At 70.8% G+C, this 21,483-nt stretch carries 15 protein-coding genes; 8 read left to right on the top strand and 7 right to left on the bottom strand.

From position 1 onward, the window contains the following. Positions 1–259 precede the first annotated feature (259 nt). From AB0B61_RS35295 to AB0B61_RS35285, 3 genes are all read right to left on the bottom strand, one after another. Entirely contained in the window at positions 260–655 is a 396-nt protein-coding gene (locus AB0B61_RS35295) for an arsenate reductase ArsC (protein ID WP_358441385.1), read from the bottom strand. 193 nt (positions 656–848) lie between these two features. Continuing rightward, positions 849–2,009, bottom strand: a complete 1,161-nt coding sequence (locus tag AB0B61_RS35290) for a winged helix DNA-binding domain-containing protein (protein WP_358441382.1) — start codon at positions 2,007–2,009, stop codon at positions 849–851. A gap of 6 nt (positions 2,010–2,015) precedes the next feature. After that, the gene (locus AB0B61_RS35285) at positions 2,016–2,633 is read right to left on the bottom strand and encodes a DinB family protein (RefSeq protein WP_358441380.1); all 618 of its coding nucleotides are present in this window, start codon (positions 2,631–2,633) and stop codon (positions 2,016–2,018) included. 61 nt (positions 2,634–2,694) lie between these two features. Here AB0B61_RS35285 and AB0B61_RS35280 point away from each other — a divergent pair, with 61 nt between their 5' ends. From AB0B61_RS35280 to AB0B61_RS35270, 3 genes are all read left to right on the top strand, one after another. Continuing rightward, positions 2,695–3,699 (top strand): WYL domain-containing protein, encoded by a 1,005-nt coding sequence (locus AB0B61_RS35280; protein WP_358441377.1) that lies wholly within the window; start codon positions 2,695–2,697, stop codon positions 3,697–3,699. A gap of 114 nt (positions 3,700–3,813) precedes the next feature. Beyond that, positions 3,814–4,227, top strand: a complete 414-nt coding sequence (locus AB0B61_RS35275) for a ribonuclease domain-containing protein (protein ID WP_358441374.1) — start codon at positions 3,814–3,816, stop codon at positions 4,225–4,227. An 8-nt stretch (positions 4,228–4,235) separates the two neighbouring features. Then, complete coding sequence (locus tag AB0B61_RS35270) at positions 4,236–4,604, top strand: barstar family protein (protein ID WP_358441371.1); 369 nt, start codon at positions 4,236–4,238, stop codon at positions 4,602–4,604. A gap of 28 nt (positions 4,605–4,632) precedes the next feature. On the opposite strand, the gene AB0B61_RS35265 is transcribed toward AB0B61_RS35270, so the two are convergent. Beyond that, positions 4,633–6,138: a helicase HerA-like domain-containing protein gene (locus tag AB0B61_RS35265; protein ID WP_358441369.1), complete on the bottom strand. Its 1,506-nt coding sequence runs from the start codon at positions 6,136–6,138 to the stop codon at positions 4,633–4,635. A 416-nt stretch (positions 6,139–6,554) separates the two neighbouring features. On the opposite strand from AB0B61_RS35265, the gene AB0B61_RS35260 reads away from it, so the two are divergent. Together AB0B61_RS35260 and AB0B61_RS35255 are read left to right on the top strand one after the other, a co-directional pair. Then, positions 6,555–7,718, top strand: coding sequence for a Cmx/CmrA family chloramphenicol efflux MFS transporter (locus tag AB0B61_RS35260; RefSeq protein ID WP_358441366.1), 1,164 nt, complete (start codon positions 6,555–6,557; stop codon positions 7,716–7,718). Positions 7,719–7,892: 174 nt separating this feature from the next. After that, complete coding sequence (locus AB0B61_RS35255; RefSeq protein ID WP_358441363.1) at positions 7,893–13,352, top strand: carboxyl transferase domain-containing protein; 5,460 nt, start codon at positions 7,893–7,895, stop codon at positions 13,350–13,352. A gap of 126 nt (positions 13,353–13,478) precedes the next feature. On the opposite strand, the gene AB0B61_RS35250 is transcribed toward AB0B61_RS35255, so the two are convergent. Then, on the bottom strand, positions 13,479–14,342 hold the full coding sequence (locus AB0B61_RS35250) for an NAD(P)H-binding protein (RefSeq protein WP_358441361.1): 864 nt from the start codon (positions 14,340–14,342) through the stop codon (positions 13,479–13,481). A 130-nt stretch (positions 14,343–14,472) separates the two neighbouring features. Here AB0B61_RS35250 and AB0B61_RS35245 point away from each other — a divergent pair, with 130 nt between their 5' ends. Beyond that, a complete protein-coding gene (locus tag AB0B61_RS35245) occupies positions 14,473–15,186 on the top strand; it encodes a TetR/AcrR family transcriptional regulator (RefSeq protein WP_358441358.1) in 714 nt (237 codons plus the stop codon). Positions 15,187–16,111: 925 nt separating this feature from the next. Here the strand turns inward: AB0B61_RS35245 and AB0B61_RS35240 are convergent. Further along, positions 16,112–16,834 (bottom strand): Tn3 family transposase, encoded by a 723-nt coding sequence (locus AB0B61_RS35240; RefSeq protein WP_358441356.1) that lies wholly within the window; start codon positions 16,832–16,834, stop codon positions 16,112–16,114. A gap of 226 nt (positions 16,835–17,060) precedes the next feature. Further along, a complete protein-coding gene (locus AB0B61_RS35235; RefSeq protein ID WP_358441353.1) occupies positions 17,061–17,561 on the bottom strand; it encodes a ricin-type beta-trefoil lectin domain protein in 501 nt (166 codons plus the stop codon). 1,022 nt (positions 17,562–18,583) lie between these two features. Here AB0B61_RS35235 and AB0B61_RS35230 point away from each other — a divergent pair. Next, positions 18,584–19,768, top strand: a complete 1,185-nt coding sequence (locus AB0B61_RS35230) for a DUF2786 domain-containing protein (protein WP_358441350.1) — start codon at positions 18,584–18,586, stop codon at positions 19,766–19,768. Between the two features lie 297 nt (positions 19,769–20,065). Beyond that, positions 20,066–21,448, top strand: a complete 1,383-nt coding sequence (locus AB0B61_RS35225) for a cytochrome P450 (RefSeq protein WP_358441348.1) — start codon at positions 20,066–20,068, stop codon at positions 21,446–21,448. Positions 21,449–21,483: the final 35 nt, after the last annotated feature.

The following is a 21,483-nucleotide window of genomic DNA, read 5'->3' as shown; positions in this document are numbered from 1 at the left end:
TTACGCGGGGCTCTGGGCGGGCTGGAACAGTTCGATGAGGTTACCAGCGGGGTCGGCGAGCAGGATCTGGCGCCCACCGGGGCCGGACACCGGGCGGGCGCGGCGTCGAAGGCGACGCTGAAGCCGAGGTGTGTGGTGTAGAAGTCGACAGCCGCTCGTACGTCGTCGTTGAGGTAGCGGACGCTGGCGAATTCGGTCGGTGAGGTGGTCAGGTCAGATCTCCTTGTGGTGTTCATGTTCACGAAAGCGTTGTGCGTGCTTACAGAGGCAGGAATCTGATCCGGGTATCGAGTTCCTTCGCGACACGCCGGAATTCCGGGTAGGTCGCGCTGTCGGTGTCCGCGCCATCGGACGGGTTGGGCAGGCTCCAATGCGTCGTGGCGGCCGTGCCGTGGTCGCGAGGGACCTCGCGGATCTTGTCGCACAACGTGACCACGTAGTCGAAGCGCCGCCCCGCGACCGCGTCCAGCGACTGCGGCTGCCGGGGTTCGAGGTCGATGTCGTAGTCCTCACGCAGGACCCGCACCGTGTTCGGATGGAGCCGCGGTGCGGGATGGCTGCCCGCGCTCGTGACCTCGACGCCGCCGACGCGGCGCCGCAGCAGCGCCTCGGCCACCGGGGAACGCGCGCTGTTGCCGGTGCACAGGAACAACACCGAGCCGCCCCTCGGCCACCCACGCTCCGTGGGCGCCAGCGCCGGATGCAGGGCGGTGGCGGCGTCGCCGAACGCGGTCAGGCAGCCGGCCAGGTCGAGGTGGTAGTAGCAGGCGGCGGCGCCGGTCTGGGAGGTCAGCCGCGACTGCCGGGACGATCCCGTGCTCGGGGGAAGCAGCTCGCGGGTGTAGCGGTCAGCCGGTAGACGCGTCGATCTGTACGCGGTCGCTCTCGTTGTCGGAGAGGAACGCCGCCAGCGCCTGCCCCTGCTCGGCGACTTCGGCCTGGTCGGCTCGGGAGAAGCCGCCCAGCGGGGTGACGATCACGGTTCCTGCCTGGACGGTCCAGGTCGCGGCGACCCGGCCGTCGACCAGAACGACGCGCGCACCGGCGACCGACAGGTTGCGGTGAGCGTCGTCGATGATCCGGCCGCGGTCGTGGTAACCGAGGAGCGCGTTGTCGAACGCCGGCAGGAACCGTACCGGGGCGGGCGTGTCGGGGTCGGGGCGCGGCGCGTCGGGGAGGTCCAGCAGGACCCGGCCGCGCTCGTCGCGGAAGGTGACCAGCTCCTCTCGTATCGCGGCCACCGCGGCCGGCAGTCCGGCCAGGCCGCACCAGGCGCGCAGGTCCGCCGAGGCGGCGGGGCCGAACGCGGCCAGATAGCGCCGTACCAGCGCTTCACCAACCGGATCGGAGCCGTTCCGATCAGGGCCGTCCGGATCCGAGCCGACCGCATCGGAGCCGACCGGATCCGAGCCGTTCAGGGCCGGTGGGTCGATTTCGCGCCCCAGCCAGGAGGAGAGCAGCACGTTGCGTACTCCCGCCCTCGTCCGCCACACCCCGCGCGGCGGCAGCTGCGCCATCGGGAGGAGCGCGGCGACCAGCATCTCGCCCAGCGCCCGCGGTCCCGGCGCCGGCCAGCGATCGGCCAGCGCCCGCGCGAGCTCGCTCATCGAGCGCGGTTCGTCGTCGGCCATCACCGCCAGGCCCGCCGCCGCGAGCTCGTCGAGATCCACCCCGGCGAGCTCGCGGCGGTAGGTCCCCAGTACGCGTTGGCGCAGCATGGCGTCGTGGCGGGCCCGCCAGGCCAGGACGTCGTCGGCGGTGAGGAGGTGGACGGTGCGGCGCATGAGGTGGGTCCGCACCACGCTCCGCCGGATGAGCAGGTCCGAGAGCGCCGCCGGGTCGAACGCGCGCAACCGCGACCAGAGCCCGACGAACGGTTCCTGCGGCTCCTGCGCCTGCAGACCGCACAGGTGCGCGACGGCGTCGAGGACCGGCATGTCGGCGCGATCGAGCAGCAGCTGCCGGGCGAGCGTCGCGCGGTTCAGCGCCCGGCTGTCGAGAACGGTCATCAACGCTCAGGTCGACTTCTGACCGTCGAGCGTTTCGCGCAGGATGTCGGCGTGCCCGGCGTGCTGGGAGGTCTCGGCGATGACGTGCATCAGCGCCCCGCGCACGCTGAGCACCGCTCCCGGCTCGTGCCAGGGCGCCTCCGGCATCGGGTGCGTCGCCGACAGGTCGGGGACGGCGGCGACGATCTCCGCGGTGCGGGCGGCGACCTGCTCGTAACGCTCCAGGATCCCGGCCAGCGTGTCGCCGGGCAGCATCTGGAAGTCGTTCTGGTGGTCGATCATCCACTGCGGGAACTCGCGTGCGGTACCGGTCGCGATGTCGGCCCAGGTGACCCCCTCAGGCAGAGCGTAGGTCATCGCCGACGGGCCGTCGACCACGAAGCGCAGCCACGCGTCCTCCATGGACGCGACGTGCTTGATCAGCCCGCCCAGGCACAGCTCGCTGGTCGTCGGGCGCTCGCCGAGCTGCTCGTCGCCGAGCCCGCGGACGGTGTTGGTCAGGGCGGAGCGCGCGTTCGCGATCGCGGCGAGCAGGTCGACCCGCTCGGCGTCGAGGGTCGCGGGGGGCGTGGTGGTGGCGGTCACGGCGTTCGGGCCCTTCGCGTCGTTGTCGTTTTCTGGCACACGACAACAGTCGCAGAGGAAGCGGACAGGGAGTGGCCTCTTCTCCGGGCAAAATGACGTCATGCCGAAGACTTCCGCGCGACTGCTGTCGTTGCTCTCGCTGCTCCAGACGCGCCGGGACTGGCCGGGGGCGCTGCTGGCCGAGCGGCTGGACATCAGCCCGCGCACCGTACGCCGCGACGTCGACCGCCTGCGTGAGCTCGGCTATCCCATCCTGGCCTTCAAGGGGCCCGAGGGCGGCTACCGGCTCGACGCCGGTGCGGAGCTGCCCCCGTTGCTGTTCGACGACGAGCAGGCCGTCGCGCTGGCCATCGCGCTCCAGGTCGCCGCCACCTCCAGTGGTGCGGGCATCGAGGAAGCCGCGGCGCGCGCGCTGAACACCGTCCGGCAGGTCATGCCCGCACGGCTGCGCCACCGGATCGACACCCTCCAGATCACCGCCGTCGAGCGGCCGGCGAGCCGACCGGCCCCGCAGGTCGACAGCGGCGTCCTCATGGCGCTCAGCGCCGCCGTCCACGCCCGGGAGGTGCTGCGCTTCGACTATCCGCCTGGGGTGGACGACGACGGCGCGCCGGCCCCGCCGCGCCGGGCGCAGCCCCATCACCTCGTCACGTGGGGCGGGCGCTGGTACCTCGTCGCCTGGGACCTCGACCGCGCGGACTGGCGCACCTTCCGCGCCGATCGGATCACCCCGCGCACCCCTACCGGGCCCCGCTTCATCCCGCGTGAGCTGCCCGGAGGTGACCTGGTCGCCTTCGTGACCAGCAAGTTCCGGGGCGTCGACGGCGCCGGCAACTGGTCCTGTCGCGGCGAGGTGATCCTCGATCTGCCCGCCGCCGCCGTCTCCCGCTTCACCCACGACGGAGTCGTCGAGGAGCTCGGCCCGAACCGCTGCCGGCTCGTCCTGGGCTCGTGGTCCTGGCCCGGCCTGGCCGCCACCCTCGGCAGGTTCGACGCCGACATCGAGGTCGTCGGCCCGGCCGAGCTCAAGGACGCCTTCGCGCGCCTGGCCCGCCGCTACGCGAGCGCGGCGGCCGACAGATCCGCCCCACTGGGTACGAAGTGATGCAACAGGCGCCGTCCGCGAAGTGTTCACCTTCCCCTTGGCATTCTTTGCCTTGATTTGACCTGAGATGAGCGGCGAACATGACCATGTCTGTCACCCCCCGAAGGAGGCCTCGTGCACACTCAGCCGCGCCCCCGCCCTTCCTGGCCGGTACGACTGACCGTCGTCCTCGCCGCCCTCACGTCCCTCGTCGGCCTGGTCGGCATCACCCCAGCCAACGCCACGGTCTACAACTCCTGCACCATCTCCCGCTGCGCCGACGCGCGCTCGGCCAACTCGATCTGGGCCTCCAAGAGCTACCCCACCAGCAGCGGCTGGTACGCCTGGACGGACGGCAGGTACAACTACACCGGCGGGCGCTTCTACAACCGGGAAGGCCAGCTGCCCAGCGGCGCCACCTACTATGAGTACGACGTGTACTCCCGGGCGCGGGGTGCCGCGCGTGACGCGTACCGGATCGTCGTCAACCGCAGCAGCGGTGTGACGTGGTTCTCCCCCAACCACTACACCGACTTCTACCGGCTCTAGGACCGCCAATGACCGCCGCCGCACATCCGCCGCCGCACTGGCTGACAGTGTCCACCGACCCTGCGCCGGCGCTGGTGGATGGGCGGGCCTGCCGGACGCGTGCCGCCTTCTTCGAGGAGGTGGCACGCGCCCTGCGCCTCCCCGGCCACTTCGGCCGCAACTGGGACGCGCTCACCGACTCCTTGCGCGATGTCGGCGCCGTCCCACTGACCGTCGGGCACGCCGAGGAACTGCTCAGCGCCGAGCCTCCCGGGCAGCTCGCGACCCTGCTGGCCGTCCTCGCCGACGCGGCCAGGACGGGACTGACCGTGACCCTGCGCACCGACCCCGGCCACGAGGCCCTGCTCCGGCAGCGGGTCGCCGCCGCGCTGGCCTGAGACCTCGGACCGGTCCACGTGCGCTGATTCAGCCTCGCCCGCGACGGGCGGTGCCGAAGATGGATCTGGTGATCTCCCGGCCGAGGGTGGACGCCGCCGACCGCGCCAGGGACTGGAACTCCTTCGACTCCAGCACCCTCTCCAACATGGACTGCTTCGGCTCCGGCTCGCGTGGAGCCTCGGGAGCGGGGCCTTTGGGGGCGGGGCCTTTGGGAGGCTCGGCCAGCTTCGCCGACAGGATCTCGTAGGCCGACTGGCGATCGACCGCCGTACCGTACTTCGGCTGAAGCGGCGAGGCGGCGATGACGCCCGCGACCACGTCCGGGCTCGACGGTCCCATGAGCGTCTGAGGGGCGCGCAGGCGCGTCCAGGCCACCGGGGTCGGCGCGCCCGTCTCGGACAGGACCGTCACGACGGCCTCGCCGATGCCGACCTCGGTGAGCAGCCGCTCCAGGTCGTAGGAGGACTCGGGGAAGGTCGAGACGGTGGCCTTGAGCGCCTTGGCGTCCTGGGGGGTGAAGGCGCGCAGGGCGTGCTGCACGCGCGCGCCGAGCTGGGCCAGCACGTCCGTCGGCACGTCGTTCGGCGTCTGGGTGACGAAGAAGACGCCCACACCCTTCGACCGGATCAGCCGTACGGTCTGCGCGATCGACTGCAGGAACGCCTTGGACGCGTCGTCGAACAGCAGATGCGCCTCGTCGAAGAAGAACACGAGCTTCGGCTTGTCGACATCGCCCACCTCGGGGAGCACGTGGAACAGATCGGCGAGCAGCCACATCAGGAAGGTGGAGAAGAGCTGCGGCCGGTCCTGTACGGCGGGCAGTTCGAGAACGGAGATCATCCCGTGGCCGTCCGGCGTCACCCGGAGCAGGTCGCGCACGTCGAACTCCGGTTCGCCGAAGAACGCCTCCGCCCCCTGCGCCTCGAAGTTGGTCAAGGCGCGCAGGATGACCCCGGCCGTCGCCGCCGACAGCCCGCCGATCCCGCTCAGCGCCTCCGGCGTGGTGGTCAGGTACCGGATGACCGCGATCAGATCCTTGAGATCGAGCAGCGGCAGCCCTTGCTTGTCGGCGAAGTGGAAGATCAGTCCGAGGGTCGACTCCTGCGTGTCGTTGAGCCCGAGGACCTTGGCGAGGAGGGTCGGGCCGAAGGCGGTCATGGTGCCGCGGATCGGGATGCCGTCTCCCAGACCGCCCAGGGAGAAGAACTCCACCGGACACGCCGCGGGGTGCCAGGTCTCGCCCACCTCGGCGGCGCGCCGGGTGACGCGCTCGGAGGCCGTACCCGGTGAGGCGAGTCCCGACAGGTCGCCCTTGATGTCGGCGAGGAAGACCGGGACTCCCTGGGCGGCGAGCTGTTCGGCCATGAGCTGGAGGGTCTTGGTCTTTCCTGTTCCGGTGGCGCCGGCGACCAGTCCGTGCCGGTTCAGCATGCTCAGGGGGATGCGGATCCGCTCGGCGGGGTCGGCGGTGCCGTCCTCGCGCACCAGGGCGCCGAGCTCCAGCGCCGCTCCCTCGAAGTCGTACCCCTTCATCGCTTCTCCCCCCGTTCAGGACGTCCGCCGAGGGGTCGTGCGCATCATGCTCGCTTCGCAGGTGCGAAAAACCCGTATCTGGGCAAAAGCGCTTATGCGATGGACGAGTTCTGCGACTTTTGACTATCGTGTGGCCTATGTCCAGTCCTGAGGCGTCAAGACGCTAGCCACCGGTTCTTCCGGTGGCTTCTCGTGATGTCACGCGGCAGCGCCGCCTCCTGAGGCCGGCGCGCCCTTTCGTCACTCTCGCCGCCGGATGACCGTCACACGGACTGCTTCGTTCCAGGAATTCCGCCTCTGTCGTGGGGCCGGGCCTGGTTCCTCCTTTCACGCGGTAGCGCGCGCCCTTGATGAACGCGGGTGCGCGCCGCGTCGTCCTGTGATGCCCTTTCAACGCGGCCTGGAGTCTTTCGCTCATGCCTTTCGCCATCTACATCCTCGGACTGGCGGTCTTCGCCCAAGGAACGTCCGAGTTCATGCTCTCCGGACTGGTTCCGAACATCGCCGATGAACTGAACGTGTCCATCCCGGCCGCCGGCGCGCTCACGTCCGCCTTCGCCGCCGGAATGATCGTAGGAGCGCCGCTGATGGCGGTGCTCAGTCTGCGCTGGCCACCCAGGCGGGCGCTGCTCGTCTTCCTGGTCGCGTTCATGCTCGTGCACGTCGCCGGTGCGCTCACCACCAGCTTCTCGGTGCTCCTGGTGACCCGGGTGCTCGGAGCGCTGGCCAACGCCGGCTTCCTCGCCGTGGGGCTCGCGACGGCGAGCGGCATGGTCGCGCCGAACGCCAAGGGGCGGGCCACCTCCATCCTGCTGGGCGGCATCACGCTCGCGTGCGTCGCCGGGGTGCCCGCCGGTGCCGCGCTCGGCCAGACGTTCGGCTGGCGGTCGGCGTTCTGGGCCGTGGCCCTGATCTCCCTGCCTGCCGTCTTCGCCGTGGTGCGCTCGGTGCCGGACCTCACGCCGGCGACGGGGGACCCCCGCGCGGGGCGCGAACTCCGGGCCCTGCGCGGCCCGCGCCTGCTCGTCGTGCTGGTGCTGGCCGCGCTGGTGAACGCCGCCACCTTCTGTACGTTCACGTACCTGACTCCGCTGGTCACCCAGGTGACCGGCTTCGCGCCGGGCTGGGTGCCGGCGGTGCTGGCGCTGTTCGGTCTCGGGTCGTTCGCCGGAGTGACCATCGGCGGGCGCCTGTCCGACACGCGGCCGACGCAGGTCCTGATCGTTGGTGGGATCGCCCTGCTCGCCGGGTGGGCGCTCTTCGCCGCCACAGCCGGCAGCCCCGTCGCCACGCTCGTGCTCGTCTTCGTCCAGGGGACCCTGTCGTTCGCCGTCGGCTCGACCCTGATCGCCCAGGTTCTGTACGCGGCCACCCAGGCGCCCTCGCTCGGCGGCTCCTTCGCGACCGCGGCCCTCAACGTGGGCGCGGCGGCCGGTCCCGCCATCGGCGGCGCCGCCATCGCCGCCGGGCTCGGCTACCACTCGCCCCTGTGGGTCAGCGCCGTACTGGTGGCGGCGGCGTTCGCCACGGCGGGCCTCGCCCAGGCCCTACGGCGTCACGCTGTGGTGGCCGCACGGTAACCTAGGGCCACCTGGCACGCCCGCGCACGCGTGCTTTTGGTCGTTCCCTACAACTGTGGAGCCTTGGTGTGCTCCCTCTGCGACATTCCCCTACGCGCCGGCAGAGGCAAGGCTGTACAGGTGCGGGGGGTGCCACAGGGAAGGCGCGCACAGTCAACAGGAGGGCTCGGTCGGGTGTTCAGTCGTGTCGCCATCGTCAACCGTGGTGAGGCCGCGATGCGGCTCATCCACGCAGTCCGGGAGCTGGCCGCGGAGACCGCGACACCGATCCAAACCGTCGCGTTGCACACCGACGTCGACCGCACCGCCACGTTCGTGCGCGAGGCCGACCTCGCCTACGATCTCGGTCCGGCGTCCGAGCGCCCATACCTCGACCTGAAGGCGCTGGAGCGCGCGCTGGTGGAGACCGGGGCCGACGCCGCGTGGGTCGGCTGGGGCTTCGTCGCCGAGGACCCGGCGTTCGCGGAGCTGTGCGAGAAGATCGGCGTCACCTTCGTCGGGCCGAGCGCGGAGGCCATGCGCCGGCTCGGCGACAAGATCGGCGCGAAGCTGCTCGCCGAGGAGGTCGGCGTGCCGGTCGCGCCGTGGAGCCGCGGCGCGGTCGAGACGCTGGACGCCGCCCTCGCGGCGGCGGCCGAGATCGGCTACCCGCTGATGCTGAAGGCGACCGCGGGCGGCGGCGGGCGCGGCATCCGCGTGGTCACGAACGAGGCCGAGCTCGCCGACGCCTACGAGCGCACCAGCCAGGAGGCCGCTCGGGCGTTCGGCAGCGGCGTGGTGTTCCTGGAGCGCCTGGTCACCGGCGCCCGGCACGTCGAGGTCCAGGTGATCGCCGACGGCCAGGGCACCGCGTGGGCGCTCGGCGTCCGCGACTGCTCGGTGCAACGGCGCAACCAGAAGGTCATCGAGGAGTCGGCGTCGCCGGTGCTCAGCCCCGCGCAGACGGCCGAGCTCAAGGCGTCGGCCGAACGGCTGGCCGTCGCGGTCGATTACCGGGGCGCGGCGACCGTCGAGTTCCTCTACCACCCCGGCGACCAGCTGTTCGCCTTCCTCGAGGTCAACACCCGGCTGCAGGTCGAGCACCCGATCACCGAGTCCACCACCGGGTTCGACCTGGTCAAGGCGCAACTGCGGGTGGCATCCGGCGGCCGGCTCGACGGTGCGCCGCCGGTGGAGCGCGGCCACGCCGTCGAGGCCCGGCTCAACGCCGAAGACCCCGACCGCGACTTCGCGCCCTCCCCCGGCCGCATCGCCCGGCTGGACCTGCCCGCCGGGCCGGGCATCCGCGTGGACACCGGCGTCAGCGAGGGCGACACCATCCCGGCCGACTTCGACTCGATGATCGCGAAGATCATCGCGTACGGCGGCGACCGCGACGAGGCACTCGGCAGGCTGCGCCGGGCCATGGCGCAGACCACGGTGATCATCGAGGGCGGCGCGACGAACAAGAGCTTCGTGCTCGACCTGCTCGACCAGCCCGAGGTGATCGACGCCAGCGCGGACACCGGCTGGATCGACCGCGTCCGCGGCCAGGGCAGGCTCGTCTCCCACCGCCACTCCGCCGTCGCGCTGGCGGCCGCCGCCATCGAGGCGTACGAGGAGGAGGAGCGCGCCGAACGGCAGCGGCTGCTGTCCACGGCGTTCGGCGGACGCCCGCAGGTGCAGCACGAGAGCGGCCGGCCCCTCGACCTCAAGCTCCGTGGCGCCGGCTACCGCGTGCGCGTCGCGCGGGTCGGCGCGCACCGCTTCCGCGTCGGCGTCCAGGCGGGTGACGACGTCCGCACCGCCGACGTCGAACTCGAGCGCTTCGACCGCCACAGCGGGCGCGTCATCGTCAACGGCACCCCCTACCGCCTGCTCACCGGCACACACGGGCCGATCCACCTGGTCGAGGTCGACGGCGTGACGCACCGGGTCAGCCGCGACGAGGGCGGCGTCGTCCGCTCGCCCGCGCCCGCGCTGGTCGTCGCCACGCCGCTGAAGGTCGGCGCCGAGGTCGAGGCGGGCGCTCCGGTGCTGGTGCTGGAGAGCATGAAGATGGAGACGGTCCTGCGGGCGCCGTTCAAGGCGCGGCTGAAGGAATGCGTCGTCTCCGTGGGCAGCCAGGTCGAGACCGGTGCGCCGCTGCTGCGGCTGGAGCCGCTCGCCGACGACGCCGAAGCCGCGAGCACCTCGGCCGCCGAGTCCGTCGAGCTGGACCTGCCCGTCGCGAACGGGAAGATCCCGGCGCGGGCGCGCGCCACGCGCGGCCAGGAGGACCTGCGCAGCCTGCTGCTGGGCTTCGACGTCGACCCGCACGACGAAGGCGGAGTGCTCGAGGACTACCTCGCCGCCCGCCGGGCGGCCACCGAGGACGGCCATCGGCCACTGGCCGAGGAGCTCGCCCTCGTCGAGGTGTTCGCCGACCTGGCCGAACTGAGCCGCAACCGGCCGGCGGGCGAGGACTTCGGCGCCGGCCACGTCTACAGCGCTCGCGAGTACTTCCACACCTACCTGCAGAGCCTCGACGTCGAGCGGGCCGGGCTGCCGGCCGCCTTCCAGGCCAAGCTCGCCAAGGCGCTCGGCCACTACGGCGTCACCGACCTGGAGCGCTCTCCCGAGCTCGAAGCCGCGGTGTTCCGGATCTTCCTCGCCCAGCAGCGCGCCTCCGCCGACGCCGCGGTGGTCACCACGTTGCTGCGCGCCTGGCTGCGGGAGTCGCCGCCGGACGAGACGCTGCGCGAGCCCGCCGGTCTCGCGCTGGAGCGGCTGCTGGCCGCGACCCAGGTCCGCTTCCCCGTGGTCTCCGACCTCGCGCGCGGCGTGGTGTTCGCCTGGTTCGGCCAGCCGCTGCTGCGCCGCAACCGCGCCCGCGTCTACGCCGACGTCCGCAAGCACCTGCGCCACCTGGACGCGCACCCCGACGCGCCGGACCGCGCCGAGCGCATCGCCGAGATGGTACGCACCACCGAGCCGCTCGTACGCCTGCTCGGCCAGCGGCTCACCCGCGACGACCTGGACAACGCGATCATGCTGGAGGTGCTGACCCGGCGCTACTACGGCAACAAGGGTCTCACCGGTGTCCGCACCAGCCAGGCCGCGGGCTGCACGTTCGTGGTCGCCGAGCGCGCGGGCTCCCGCGTGGTCTCCTCCGCGGTCGGCTTCGAGGACCTGGGCAGCGCGCTGCGCGGGCTCGCGGAGCTGGTCAGCGGCGAGGACGCCATCGACGCCGACATCTATCTCGCCTGGGAGAGGCAGCCGGAGGACTCCGAGGCGATGGCGGCCGCGCTGCACGAGGTCGTCAGCGCGCACCCCCTGCCGGACCAGGTCCGCAGGGTCACCGCCACCGTCGCGGGCAGCGGCGGCACGGTGATGCACCACCACTTCACCTTCCGCCCGTCGGCCACCGGGATGACCGAGCAGCGGCTGATCCGCGGCCTGCACCCGTACATCGCGCAGCGGATGCAGCTGGAGCGGCTGAGCAAGTTCGACCTGACCCGGTTGCCGTCGTCGGACGAGGAGGTCTACCTCTTCCAGTGCGTGGCGCGGGAGAACCCGTCGGACGATCGCCTCGTCGCGTTCGCCCAGGTGCGCGACCTGACCGAGCTGCGCGAGCACGACGGCCGGCTGGTCGCGCTGCCGACGGCCGAGGACACCATCGCCACCTGCCTCGACTCCATCCGCCGCGCGCAGTCGCGGCGGCCGTCGGAGAAGCGCTTCAACACCAACCGGATCGTGGTCTACGTCTGGCCGCCGAGCGGCATCACCCGCGCCGAGATCGAGATGATCGCCGCGCGCGTACGTCCGACGACCGTGGGCGCCGGCCTGGAGGAGATCCTGTTCATCGCGCGGCAGCGCGACCGGACGACCGGCGAGCTGACGAAGATGGCCGTGCGCATCACCTTCGACGCCACCGGCGGCACCGACCTGACCATCGGCGAGCCGTCGGACGAGCCGGTCGAGCCGCTGGACGACTACCGGCAGAAGGTGCTGCGCGCCAGCAGCCGCAACACGGTCTACCCGTACGAGCTGACCGGCCGGCTCGGCGACTTCGCCGAGTACGATCTCGACGACGACCACGCGCTGGTGCCGGTCGACCGGCCGAAGGGGCGCAACACCGCGGCGATCGTCGCGGGCGTGGTCACCACGCCGACCCGCAGGCACCCGCAGGGCGTCACCAGGGTCCTGCTGCTCGGCGACCCGACGAAGTCGCTCGGCGCGCTGTCGGAGGCGGAGTGCCGCCGCGTGATCGCCGCGCTGGACCTGGCCGAGCGGATGCGGGTGCCGCTGGAGTGGTACGCGCTGTCGGCCGGCGCCCGGATCTCCATGAAGTCCGGCACGGAGAACATGGACTGGGTGGCCGCGGCGCTCAAGCGGATCGTCGAGTTCACCCAGGACGGCGGCGAGATCAACATCGTGGTCGCGGGCATCAACGTCGGCGCGCAGCCCTACTGGAACGCCGAGGCGACGATGCTCATGCACACCAAGGGCATCCTGGTGATGACGCCGGACTCGGCGATGGTGCTGACCGGCAAGCAGTCGCTCGACTTCTCCGGCGGCGTGTCGGCCGAGGACAACTTCGGCATCGGCGGCTACGACCGCGTGATGGGCCCGAACGGGCAGGCCCAATACTGGGCGCCCAACCTGGCCGCCGCGCGGGACGTGCTGATGTCGTACTACGACCACACCTACGTCGCGCCCGGCGAGCAGGGGCCGCGACGGGCGAAGACCACCGACCCCGTCGAGCGCGACATCTCCGACTTCCCGCACTCCTTGCCGGACAGCGACTTCAGCACCGTCGGCGAGATCTTCTCCGCCGAGGCCAACCCGGACCGCAAGAAGCCGTTCGACATCCGGACCGTGATGCGGGCCCTGTCCGACCAGGACCATCCGGTGCTGGAGCGCTGGGCGGGCATGGCCGACGCGGAGACCGCGGCGGTGCAGGACGTACATCTCGGCGGCATCCCGGTGTGCCTGCTCGGCATCGAGTCGCGGGCGGTGCCGCGGCGCGGCTTCCCGCCCACCGACGGCCCGGACACCTACACCGCGGGCACGCTGTTCCCGCGATCGTCGAAGAAGGCCGCGCGGGCGATCAACGCGGCCAGCGGCAACCGGCCGCTGGTGGTGCTGGCGAACCTGTCGGGCTTCGACGGCTCGCCGGAGTCGATGCGGAAGCTGCAGCTGGAGTACGGCGCCGAGATCGGCCGGGCGATCGTGAACTTCCGCGGGCCCATCGTGTTCTGCGTGATCTCGCGCTACCACGGCGGCGCGTTCGTGGTGTTCTCCAAGGCGCTGAACCCGAACATGACCGTACTCGCGCTGGAGGGCTCGTTCGCCTCGGTGCTCGGGGGTGCCCCCGCCGCCGCGGTAGTGTTCTCCGGCGACGTCAACGTCCGCACCGCGGCCGACCCGCGCGTACGGGACCTGGAGGCGCGCACCGCGGCCGCCGCCGGCACCGAGCGCGCCGCGTTGACCGCGGAGCTCGACGAGCTCCGCTCGTCGGTCCGCGCGGAGAAGCTCGGCGAGGTGGCCACGGAGTTCGACCGGGTGCACAACATCCAGCGCGCGGTCGAGGTCGGCTCCGTGGACGCCGTCATCCGCGCCGCCGAACTCCGCCCGCGCATCATCGAGGCCATCGAGTCGCGTCTGCGATAGCCCGCGTTGGCCCGGCGTTGACCCGCGTCGGGCCTCCGCAGCCGCGTCAGCCCAGCATTGGCGCGGGGTTAGTCCCCCGCAGCCGCGTCAGCCCAGCGTCGACCCGCGTCAGCCTTCGCAGCCGCGTCAGCCTTCCGTGAGCGCCGCTTTCATGACGTCCCGCAGGGGCGTCGGCGGGTGGCCGATCAGGTCGGCCAGCGCCGGGCCGACCTGGGCGAACTCGCCATGCCTGCTGGCGGCGAACATGCCCACGAGCATCCGCGCCTGCGGCTCCGGCACGCCATGGGAGAGCAGGTTCGCCACGTACTGCTCGTCGGTGATGATGACGCGCCTGATCGGGCGTCCGGTGAGCTCGGCGGCGATCGCGGCGACGTCGCCGAGGTCGAGGGCTTCGGAGCCGGTGAGCGGCGGGGTCGGGCCGTCGAAGCGACCCTCGTCGGCCAGGACGATCGCGGCGGCCTCGGCCAGGTCGGCGTGGGCCGTCCAGGAGACCGGCCCGTCCTGCGGCGCGGCCAGCTCGCCGGTCCGCAGAGCGTCGCGCAACAGCATCAGCGGCGTGGCGGCGTAGAAGCCGTTGCGCAGTGAGGTCCAGGCGACGCCGGACTCCCCCAGCACCGCCTCGGTGGCGGCGTGGTCGGGCATGGGCGCGAAGAGCGAGGCCGGGTTCGCGCCCATATGGCTGGTATAGAGGATCCGGCGCGCACCGGCCGCCTTGGCCGCCGTGATCGCGGCGCGGTGCAGACTGAGCGCCGTGTCGCCGGTGGCGTCGGCGGACACGATCAGGACCTGCGAGGCGTCCTCGAAGGCATGGGCGAGGCTCGCGGGCTCGGCGTAGTCACCCCGGCGGACGCGGACGCCCCGTTCCCGCAACCACTGAGCCTTCTCGGGGTCGCGGACGCTCACCGCGACCTTCTCGGCGGGGACGCGTTCGAGCAGCCCCTCCACGATCGCCCGGCCGAGCCGGCCACCGGCCCCGGTGACGATGATCATTATGGCCTCCAGCTGTCGTCCTGCGGTCGGGTTGCCCGGGCCGGATCCATTCCGGCACATCACCGCTAACGAGATTGACGTTATCATCGATAAATAGTGACGCTAACGCGAATCTGTTATCGTTGCCACCATGGATGCCGATGACGCCGATGCCGGGGGCGGTCCCCGCGAACGCATCCTCGCCGCCACGGCCAAGCTGCTCGCCGAGGGCGGCCGGGAGGCCGCGTCGACGCGCGCGGTGGGCGCCGCGGCAGGAGTACAGGCGCCGACCATCTACCGGCTCTTCGGCGACATGCGAGGCCTGCTCGACGCGGTCGCGGCCGAGGGCTTCGCCGCCTACCTGAGCAGCAAGACCGACCGGCAGCCCACCGCAGACCCGGTCGAGGATCTCCGTGCCGGCTGGGACCTGCATATCGGGTTCGGCCTGGCCAACCCGGCCCTGTACCTGCTCATGAACGAGCCCCGCCTCGGGGACACCGCCGCCCCGCCCGCCGCCGTCGCCGGCGAAAAGGTCCTCGCCACGCACATCCGCCGGATCGCCGAGGCGGGCCGGCTGCGCGTCAGCGAGGAACGCGCCGCCCACCTCGTCCAGGCCGCCGGCCTGGGGACTACGGTCACCCTGATCACCATGCCCGCGGACCGTCGCGATCTGGAGCTGTCCGCCCTCGCCCGCGAGGCGGTCATCGCCGCGATCACCACCGACACTCCGGCGGCCACGTCTCCAGGCCCGGTCACCGCAGCGGTCACCCTGCGCGCCGTCCTGCCCCGGACCACCGTCCTGACCGACCCGGAGCAGCGCCTCCTGGAAGAGTGGCTCGACCGCATCGCCGACCCGGCCACCTGACGGTCCCCCCGGGTGGTTCGCCACACGGTCCGTGGTGGCTAGGGTTCTTTGAGAGGGATACCCCCTGCGGGGGAGGAAGACAACGGTCGGTCGCGGCTGGCGTCCCTCGGGAGGCACCCCCGCGGAGGGGAAGACAACGGTCCGTCGTGGCGCGTCATGTACGGGGCCCCGCCCCGCACGCGCCCGCGTCAAGTACCACAAGGTAACCATGAGCTCCCTGGTCTTCGCTTCGGGCACCCAAGAGTCGGGCGACGGACTGGGGGACGTGGCGGCGTCGGACCTGGACGGCGGAGCTGAAGTGCTCGCACGCCGAGGCGCAGCCGCGGTCGGTGAGCACCACCAGCGGCAGGTTGAGCAGTGCGCGACTTTGCCGAAGGTGCTCAGCTCTGATGCCCAGCCACCACCACTCTGCGCGGAGCCGGCGCGCCACCGAACGCAAGGGCGATGTCCGGGAGAGGGCCACTGAGCCACACGGCTGACCTGTTCATCACGGCCATCACCGTCGTCCTGGAACGAGCCGGCGTTCAGGCCGGCACCGAACCAGAACAAGCGTCAGCGATGGCCCGCGCCCTGTGCTGGATGATCGAGCGGACCTTCTACCACGCCTCGCAGGAATCCCGCGAGAATTTCCCAAAGGCATCTTCGACCTGCGAACACATCTGGCTGACCAGCGCCGGTCTCACCACCTGAATGAGGCACCTGGCGTGGCAGTGAAGGCGCAGACATGCCGGCGCCGGCACATCCCAGCCCGAGATCAATCTGATCGAGAACCGCCGTACGACCGCTCCTGATGGCTGAAGCAGACGGATCGCCGATCGGGCGGTTTCCGCCTCGGGCGGGGTTCGGGGGCCGGGAAGAGTGGCCGCCACCGCAGTGGCGAGGTCGAGGTGGGAGTTCATGTCCAGCTCGAATCGGCCGTAGGGGTTCACGTGGGTCCAGAACAGTGGCGACAGGGCCCGCCGGTCGGCGTCGGTGGGCCGCTTCTGCCACTCGCCGTACATACCGTGCGGCCCAGTTCCTCGATCACCCGGTAGGTGGGGTGCTTGGGCCCGCGGGTGAAGCGCCGCAGGACCTGCTCGGCCTCGGCGGTGCCCAGGCGCAGGGCGGTGGTGTACTTCACGATCTGGTCGTACTGCTGGCGGAGCAAGTCCCAGTCGATCGTCTTGGTCGACAGCACAGGCGCCAGGTTCGGCCACTTCTCGTCCTCCCCGGCGGCCTGCCGGTACAGGCGGGCCGAGACGACGTTCTTCAGCCGGGGCAGCCGGTTGAAGCCGAGCATATGGGCGAAGGCGAACCCGACGATGGAAGCGCCGTGCGTGTCGGTGTACTGCCGGTCGATCTCCACGTCCGTGCAGTGCCCCAGTACGCCCTCGATCATCGCGGCGACTTCGGAGGCCGCGCAGGATTTGAGCCGGCTGTAGACGCACAGCGACTTCTTCTCGACGTGCCAGTAGATCATCACCCCGGGGCCGCGGTACCGCTGGTGCCACTCGGTCGTGAAGTTCGAGCTCCACGAGCCGAACTTCTTGGAGTCGCTCGCGCAGGCCATGCCCTCGCCCCACCACGCCGCATCGCGGGCGGCGAAGGTGGCATTGACCAGCCGTACCATCGCCGCCGGGGTGAAGGTCTCGGTCGGCGTCGTCCACAAGACCCTCGCAGCCGCCCGGTCCGAGACCGAGCCCGCCGCCATCGCCGAGGGCCGCCCGCTCCCGGCTCGGAGCGGGCGACGGTGCGGCTAGACGCAGTTGAAGCCGACGACCTCGCTCGGGATCCTGCCGGCGCAGCCGGCGGGCCCTTGTTGGGGGCCAGCCACAGGCGAGCCCAAAGTCATGCAGCGGTCGCACTGACTACCTAGGCGACGGAGAGTCGAGAGGTCATCCGCAGGGGGCGGTGGTGACGGCGGAGGTGTTCGGGTCCGCGGTCAGACACTGGCTGTGCCCATTGCTCCGGGTCCAGATCTTTCCTTGCGGCACGCCCTCGAACTCCATGAACCAGTACTGCCCCGGAGTGCTGTTGCCGCACGGGGCGGTGGCGATGGCGGAGGTGTTCGGGTCCGCGGTCAGACACTGACTGTGCCCATTGCTCCGGGTCCAGATCTTTCCATGCGGCACGCCCTCGAACTCCATGAACCAGTACTGCCCCGGAGTGCTGCTGCCGCACGGGGCGGTGGCGATGGCGAAGGTGTTCGCGGTCAGACACTGGCTGTGCCCACTGCTCCGGGTCCAGATCTTTCCATGCGGCACGCCGTCCAACTCCATGAACCACTGCTGCTCCGGCGCTTGGGCCGCGGCAGGCGATGGGTTGACGAGAGCCACCCCGACCGTCGCCACGGCGACGGCCAGGGTGGTCAGACCGGCCAGCGAAAGTTTCATCACGAGGGTTCCCCTTTTCGGGTCTCGGAAGTGTCGACTTCTCAGAACTATCACTCTGTGTATTCAATTCAGCGCATATAGTTAGCTTGTCGTGCCGAGCCTCGCTGGTGGACCACCCGCATCGGAACGGCCAGTGGCGATAACCCGAGCCCCAAACGGCTCGTTAAAGGGGGTCGGGGAACAATCCGGCATAAGAACCCCGCACCGCCATGCGCTACGTCAAACCCGGCGCCGAAGCCTTCGCCAAGGTCACCGTGGTCTTGGCCCCCGTCGCCGTTCCCATTGATCAACTGAGTGGCGGCTTACCGGAGCCATAGGAGTTCCGGGCGTCTTGATGTAGGTCTTTCTGCTGGTGCTCGAGGCCTGCTGCCTTGGCTGCCACCGCTGGGTCGTCGGAGTTGTACAGCCAGTCGCGTAGATGGAGGCGTCCTAGAAGAAGCGGTAGACGCGATCATGTGCCTCGTCGCTACCGATAAAGGTGGGCCGCCGCGCATTCAGAACCGCTTGATCCCGCGACACATCCCGACACCGCGTGACACGCAAAACCACGGACTCATAATCCGTAGGTCGTGGGTTCAAGTTCCGCCCGCCCTACCACACCGACCTGCGGCTTTACGCGCATCTGTAGTCGTGTCGTCTGATCGTGAGCCACGGTGAGCCACATGTGGGTCAGGTCCCGGCCCGGGCCTTGCCGATCTTCCGGCTGGTCGTCCGCACCGCCTTCAGCACCAGCCGCGCGGCCGCTTGGCGCTGTCGTGATACAGCTGCGGCAGCACCGAAACATAGGTGCCGACGGTCAGCACGATGCTGGCACGCCCCAGCGTGCCCTGCACCGGGTGGCACAAGAGCGGACAAGCATTCTCGTCAGCTTGAGGACCGGGACTCAAGCCGACTCGCGGCGGTCGAGACGACAACACAGCCGGGGTCGGTCTGGACCTCGCCGCCTTCCGCCGCGCCGGTGAGCCGGGGACGGTGCTCTGTCACGGTAGGGTTCTGGCGGACTTTCTTTAAGGTGGACGGCACGTGTGAGCAAGGCCAATGAGCTGATCGGCGCGGCGATGGAGGCGCTTGCCAGCGATGATCAGGCGGCCTTCGACTCCGCTGCGGCCTTCCTGGCCGACCGGGACGACGCCGATCGCGTGCTGGTGGAGGTCGTGACCCGGGCGATCTCGGGGTTGTGGCGCAACGGCTGGCAGCCCGCCGACGTGGTCAGGATCGCGGCCAGGCGGCTGACCGACTGGCACGGGCGGGCGGCGGCCGACCTCATCGCCTGGGAGATGCGGGCCTATGAGCAGACCACGGTTGATGAGCGCTGGCGCGACCAACTCGCCGGCTTGGAGGCCGCGGTGTGGTGGAAGGGCGGCTACCTGGCGGCGCGGCAGGCGCGCGACGGGGCCGGCCGTCTGGTGACCGTCTCCGGCGTGCTGGAACTGCTGGGGTTGCTGACCGGGCTGCCCCGGCTGGAGTCGTTGAGCCCGCCGCCCGGGGCCGCTCGCCGTACGGTCCAGGCACGCTCGCACGTGGTCAGCGAGAAGACGCTCGGGCGGGTGCGGGCGCTGCTCGCCAAGGCGGAGTCGACGGCGTACGAGGCGGAGGCGGAGACGTTCATGTCGGCGGCGCAGAGCTTGATGGCGAAGTACAGCATCGACGCGGCGATGCTGGACGCGCGACCAGGCGGAGGTGAGGCCCCGGCGGGCATCCGGGTCGGCATCGACGCGCCGTACGAGCAGCCCAAGGCCGTGCTGCTCGTTCTCATCGCCGAGGCCAACAGGTGCCGGGTGATCTGGTCGAAGGAGCTGGGGTTCGCCACCGTGCTGGGGTTCTGGGCGGACCTGTCCTGGGTGGAGATGCTGTTCACCTCGCTGCTGGTGCAGGCGCAGACCGCGCTGGTGAACTCGGGCACCAGAAAGCACGGCACCGGCCGATCGAGGAACAAGACGTTCCGCCAGTCGTTCCTTTCGGCGTTCGCCTCCAGGATCGGGGAGCGGCTCGCCGAGGCCACGGCGGCCGCGGTCTCGCAGGAGAGCGCCAGCCGGGGCACCGACCTGGTGCCGGTGCTGGCGGCCCGCGAACAGGAGGTGGAGCAGGCCGTCGAGCGCATGTTCCCGAACCTGGTCTCGCATGCGGTGCGCACGTCCTGGGACCGGGAGGGCTGGGCGGCGGGCCGTACCGCCGCCGATGAGGCCAGCCTCGGGGCGCGAGACCGATAGCGCTCCGTCCAGAGGGAACTCGATCACGATCACTCCATTTATCTAGACTTCTAGGACTTTAGATTGCTCTACCTAAGAAGGCAGCAAGGAGCCGGCGCCCCCGGAAAGGGGCAGGTAAGGAGCTGGCGCCCCCGGCGCCGTCCATCAGGCTGAACTCTTGCCATGACCAGCGGGATACGTGATGCTTACTGACCTCTTGTGCGAATCGGCCGAAAGCTCCCAGAGCGCATCACTCGTGCTGTTACATCTGCACCGACGTGGCGACAGGAGCGGCAACCAGAGAGGTAGTTCGTCCCCGTGACCCATGGCTCGTGGCCCCAGCAGCCTGCGCAAACACCACCATCGACGTCCATAGAACCGCTGCTGACCAGGGAATACGACGCCGATCCCGCCCTCGTGCACGAACGCCTGCGCGCCACGTACGGGCCGGTCGCCCCGGTCGACCTCCTGGGGGTGCCGGTCTGGTTCGCTCTGGGTTATGAGGAAGTGCTGCGCGTCCTGCAGAACACGGGCGGCATCTGGAGCAAGCACGTCGACAGGTGGCAGGCCAACATCGAGGGGCGGCTACCGGCGGACTGGCCGCTGCTGCCCGTCTTCCAGGTCAACAGCTCGGCGTTCCAGGAGGGGGCGACGCAGCGCGAGTTGCGGGGCGCGTGGACCAGCGCGCTCGCGCCGTTCCAGAACCCCAGCCACATCCAGGCGCAGCAGTTGGAACGTTCGATCGTGCGGTACGCCGACGACCTCCTCGACACGCTGGCGGAAGGCGGCGCCACGGGATGGGCGGACCTGGCGGCGCAGTACGCGCGGCCACTCCCTCTGATGGTCGCCAACCGCATGCTCGGCTTCGCCGCCTCACGCGGCGAGGACGTCGTGATGGACCTCTGGCGGATGATCGACGCCGGGCCGGACGCGCCCGCGGCGTTCGAGCGGCTGTACGCCGCCATGACGGAGCTCGCGGCGAGCAAGCGCGACCGTCCCGGGGACGACCTGCCCTCCTACATGATCGAGGCGAAGCCGGACTTCACGCTGGACGAACTGGCCCGCGAGCTGCTCATGCTGCCCGGCCTGCTGGACTTCACCGCCAGCCTCGTCTGCAACGTGGTCGTCGAGGTCATCTCCAATCCGGATGTCCGGGAGAGCCTGTCGGTGGGTTCGATCGACGAGACGGTCAATCGGGTCGCCCTGCTCAATCCGCCGATGGCCAACCTGACCTTCCGGTTCCCGATGACGGACGTGAAGCTGGGCAACTACACGATCGCCGCCGGGGACCCGGTCATGCTCTCCGTCGCGGGCGCGCACGCCGACCCGCGATTCGCCGGGGCGATCGATCGGCAGGCCATCCGCAGCACGCGTGCCCACCTCGCCTGGGGCGCGGGGCCGCACAGCTGCCTGGGCCAGCGACTGGCGACCCAGATCACCACGATCGCCGTACGCCGGCTCTTCAACCGCTTCTCCAAGATGAAGCTGGCACTCCCGGCCGACCAGCTGCCCTGGCGCCCCTCCCCCTTCATGCGAGCGCTGCGGTCCCTGCCCGTCCAGTACGAACTCGCCAGCCCCCACGTCCCCGCTCCCGCCCCCGTGGACGCGCAGCCGTCCCCGGCTGGTGAGGCCGCCACCGGGCAGGCAACGCCCCGTTCGGCACTGTGGAATTTCCTGCGCGGGCTGCGTCGCGGGCGATAGGCCCCTTGGCCGAGCCAACCGGATGGGGTAATCCA

Origin of the sequence: Nonomuraea sp. NPDC049158, from assembly GCF_040648335.1 — a bacterium.
Taxonomy (GTDB): Bacteria; Actinomycetota; Actinomycetes; order Streptosporangiales; family Streptosporangiaceae; genus Nonomuraea.
This window is presented reverse-complemented; position numbering and strand designations above follow the sequence as displayed.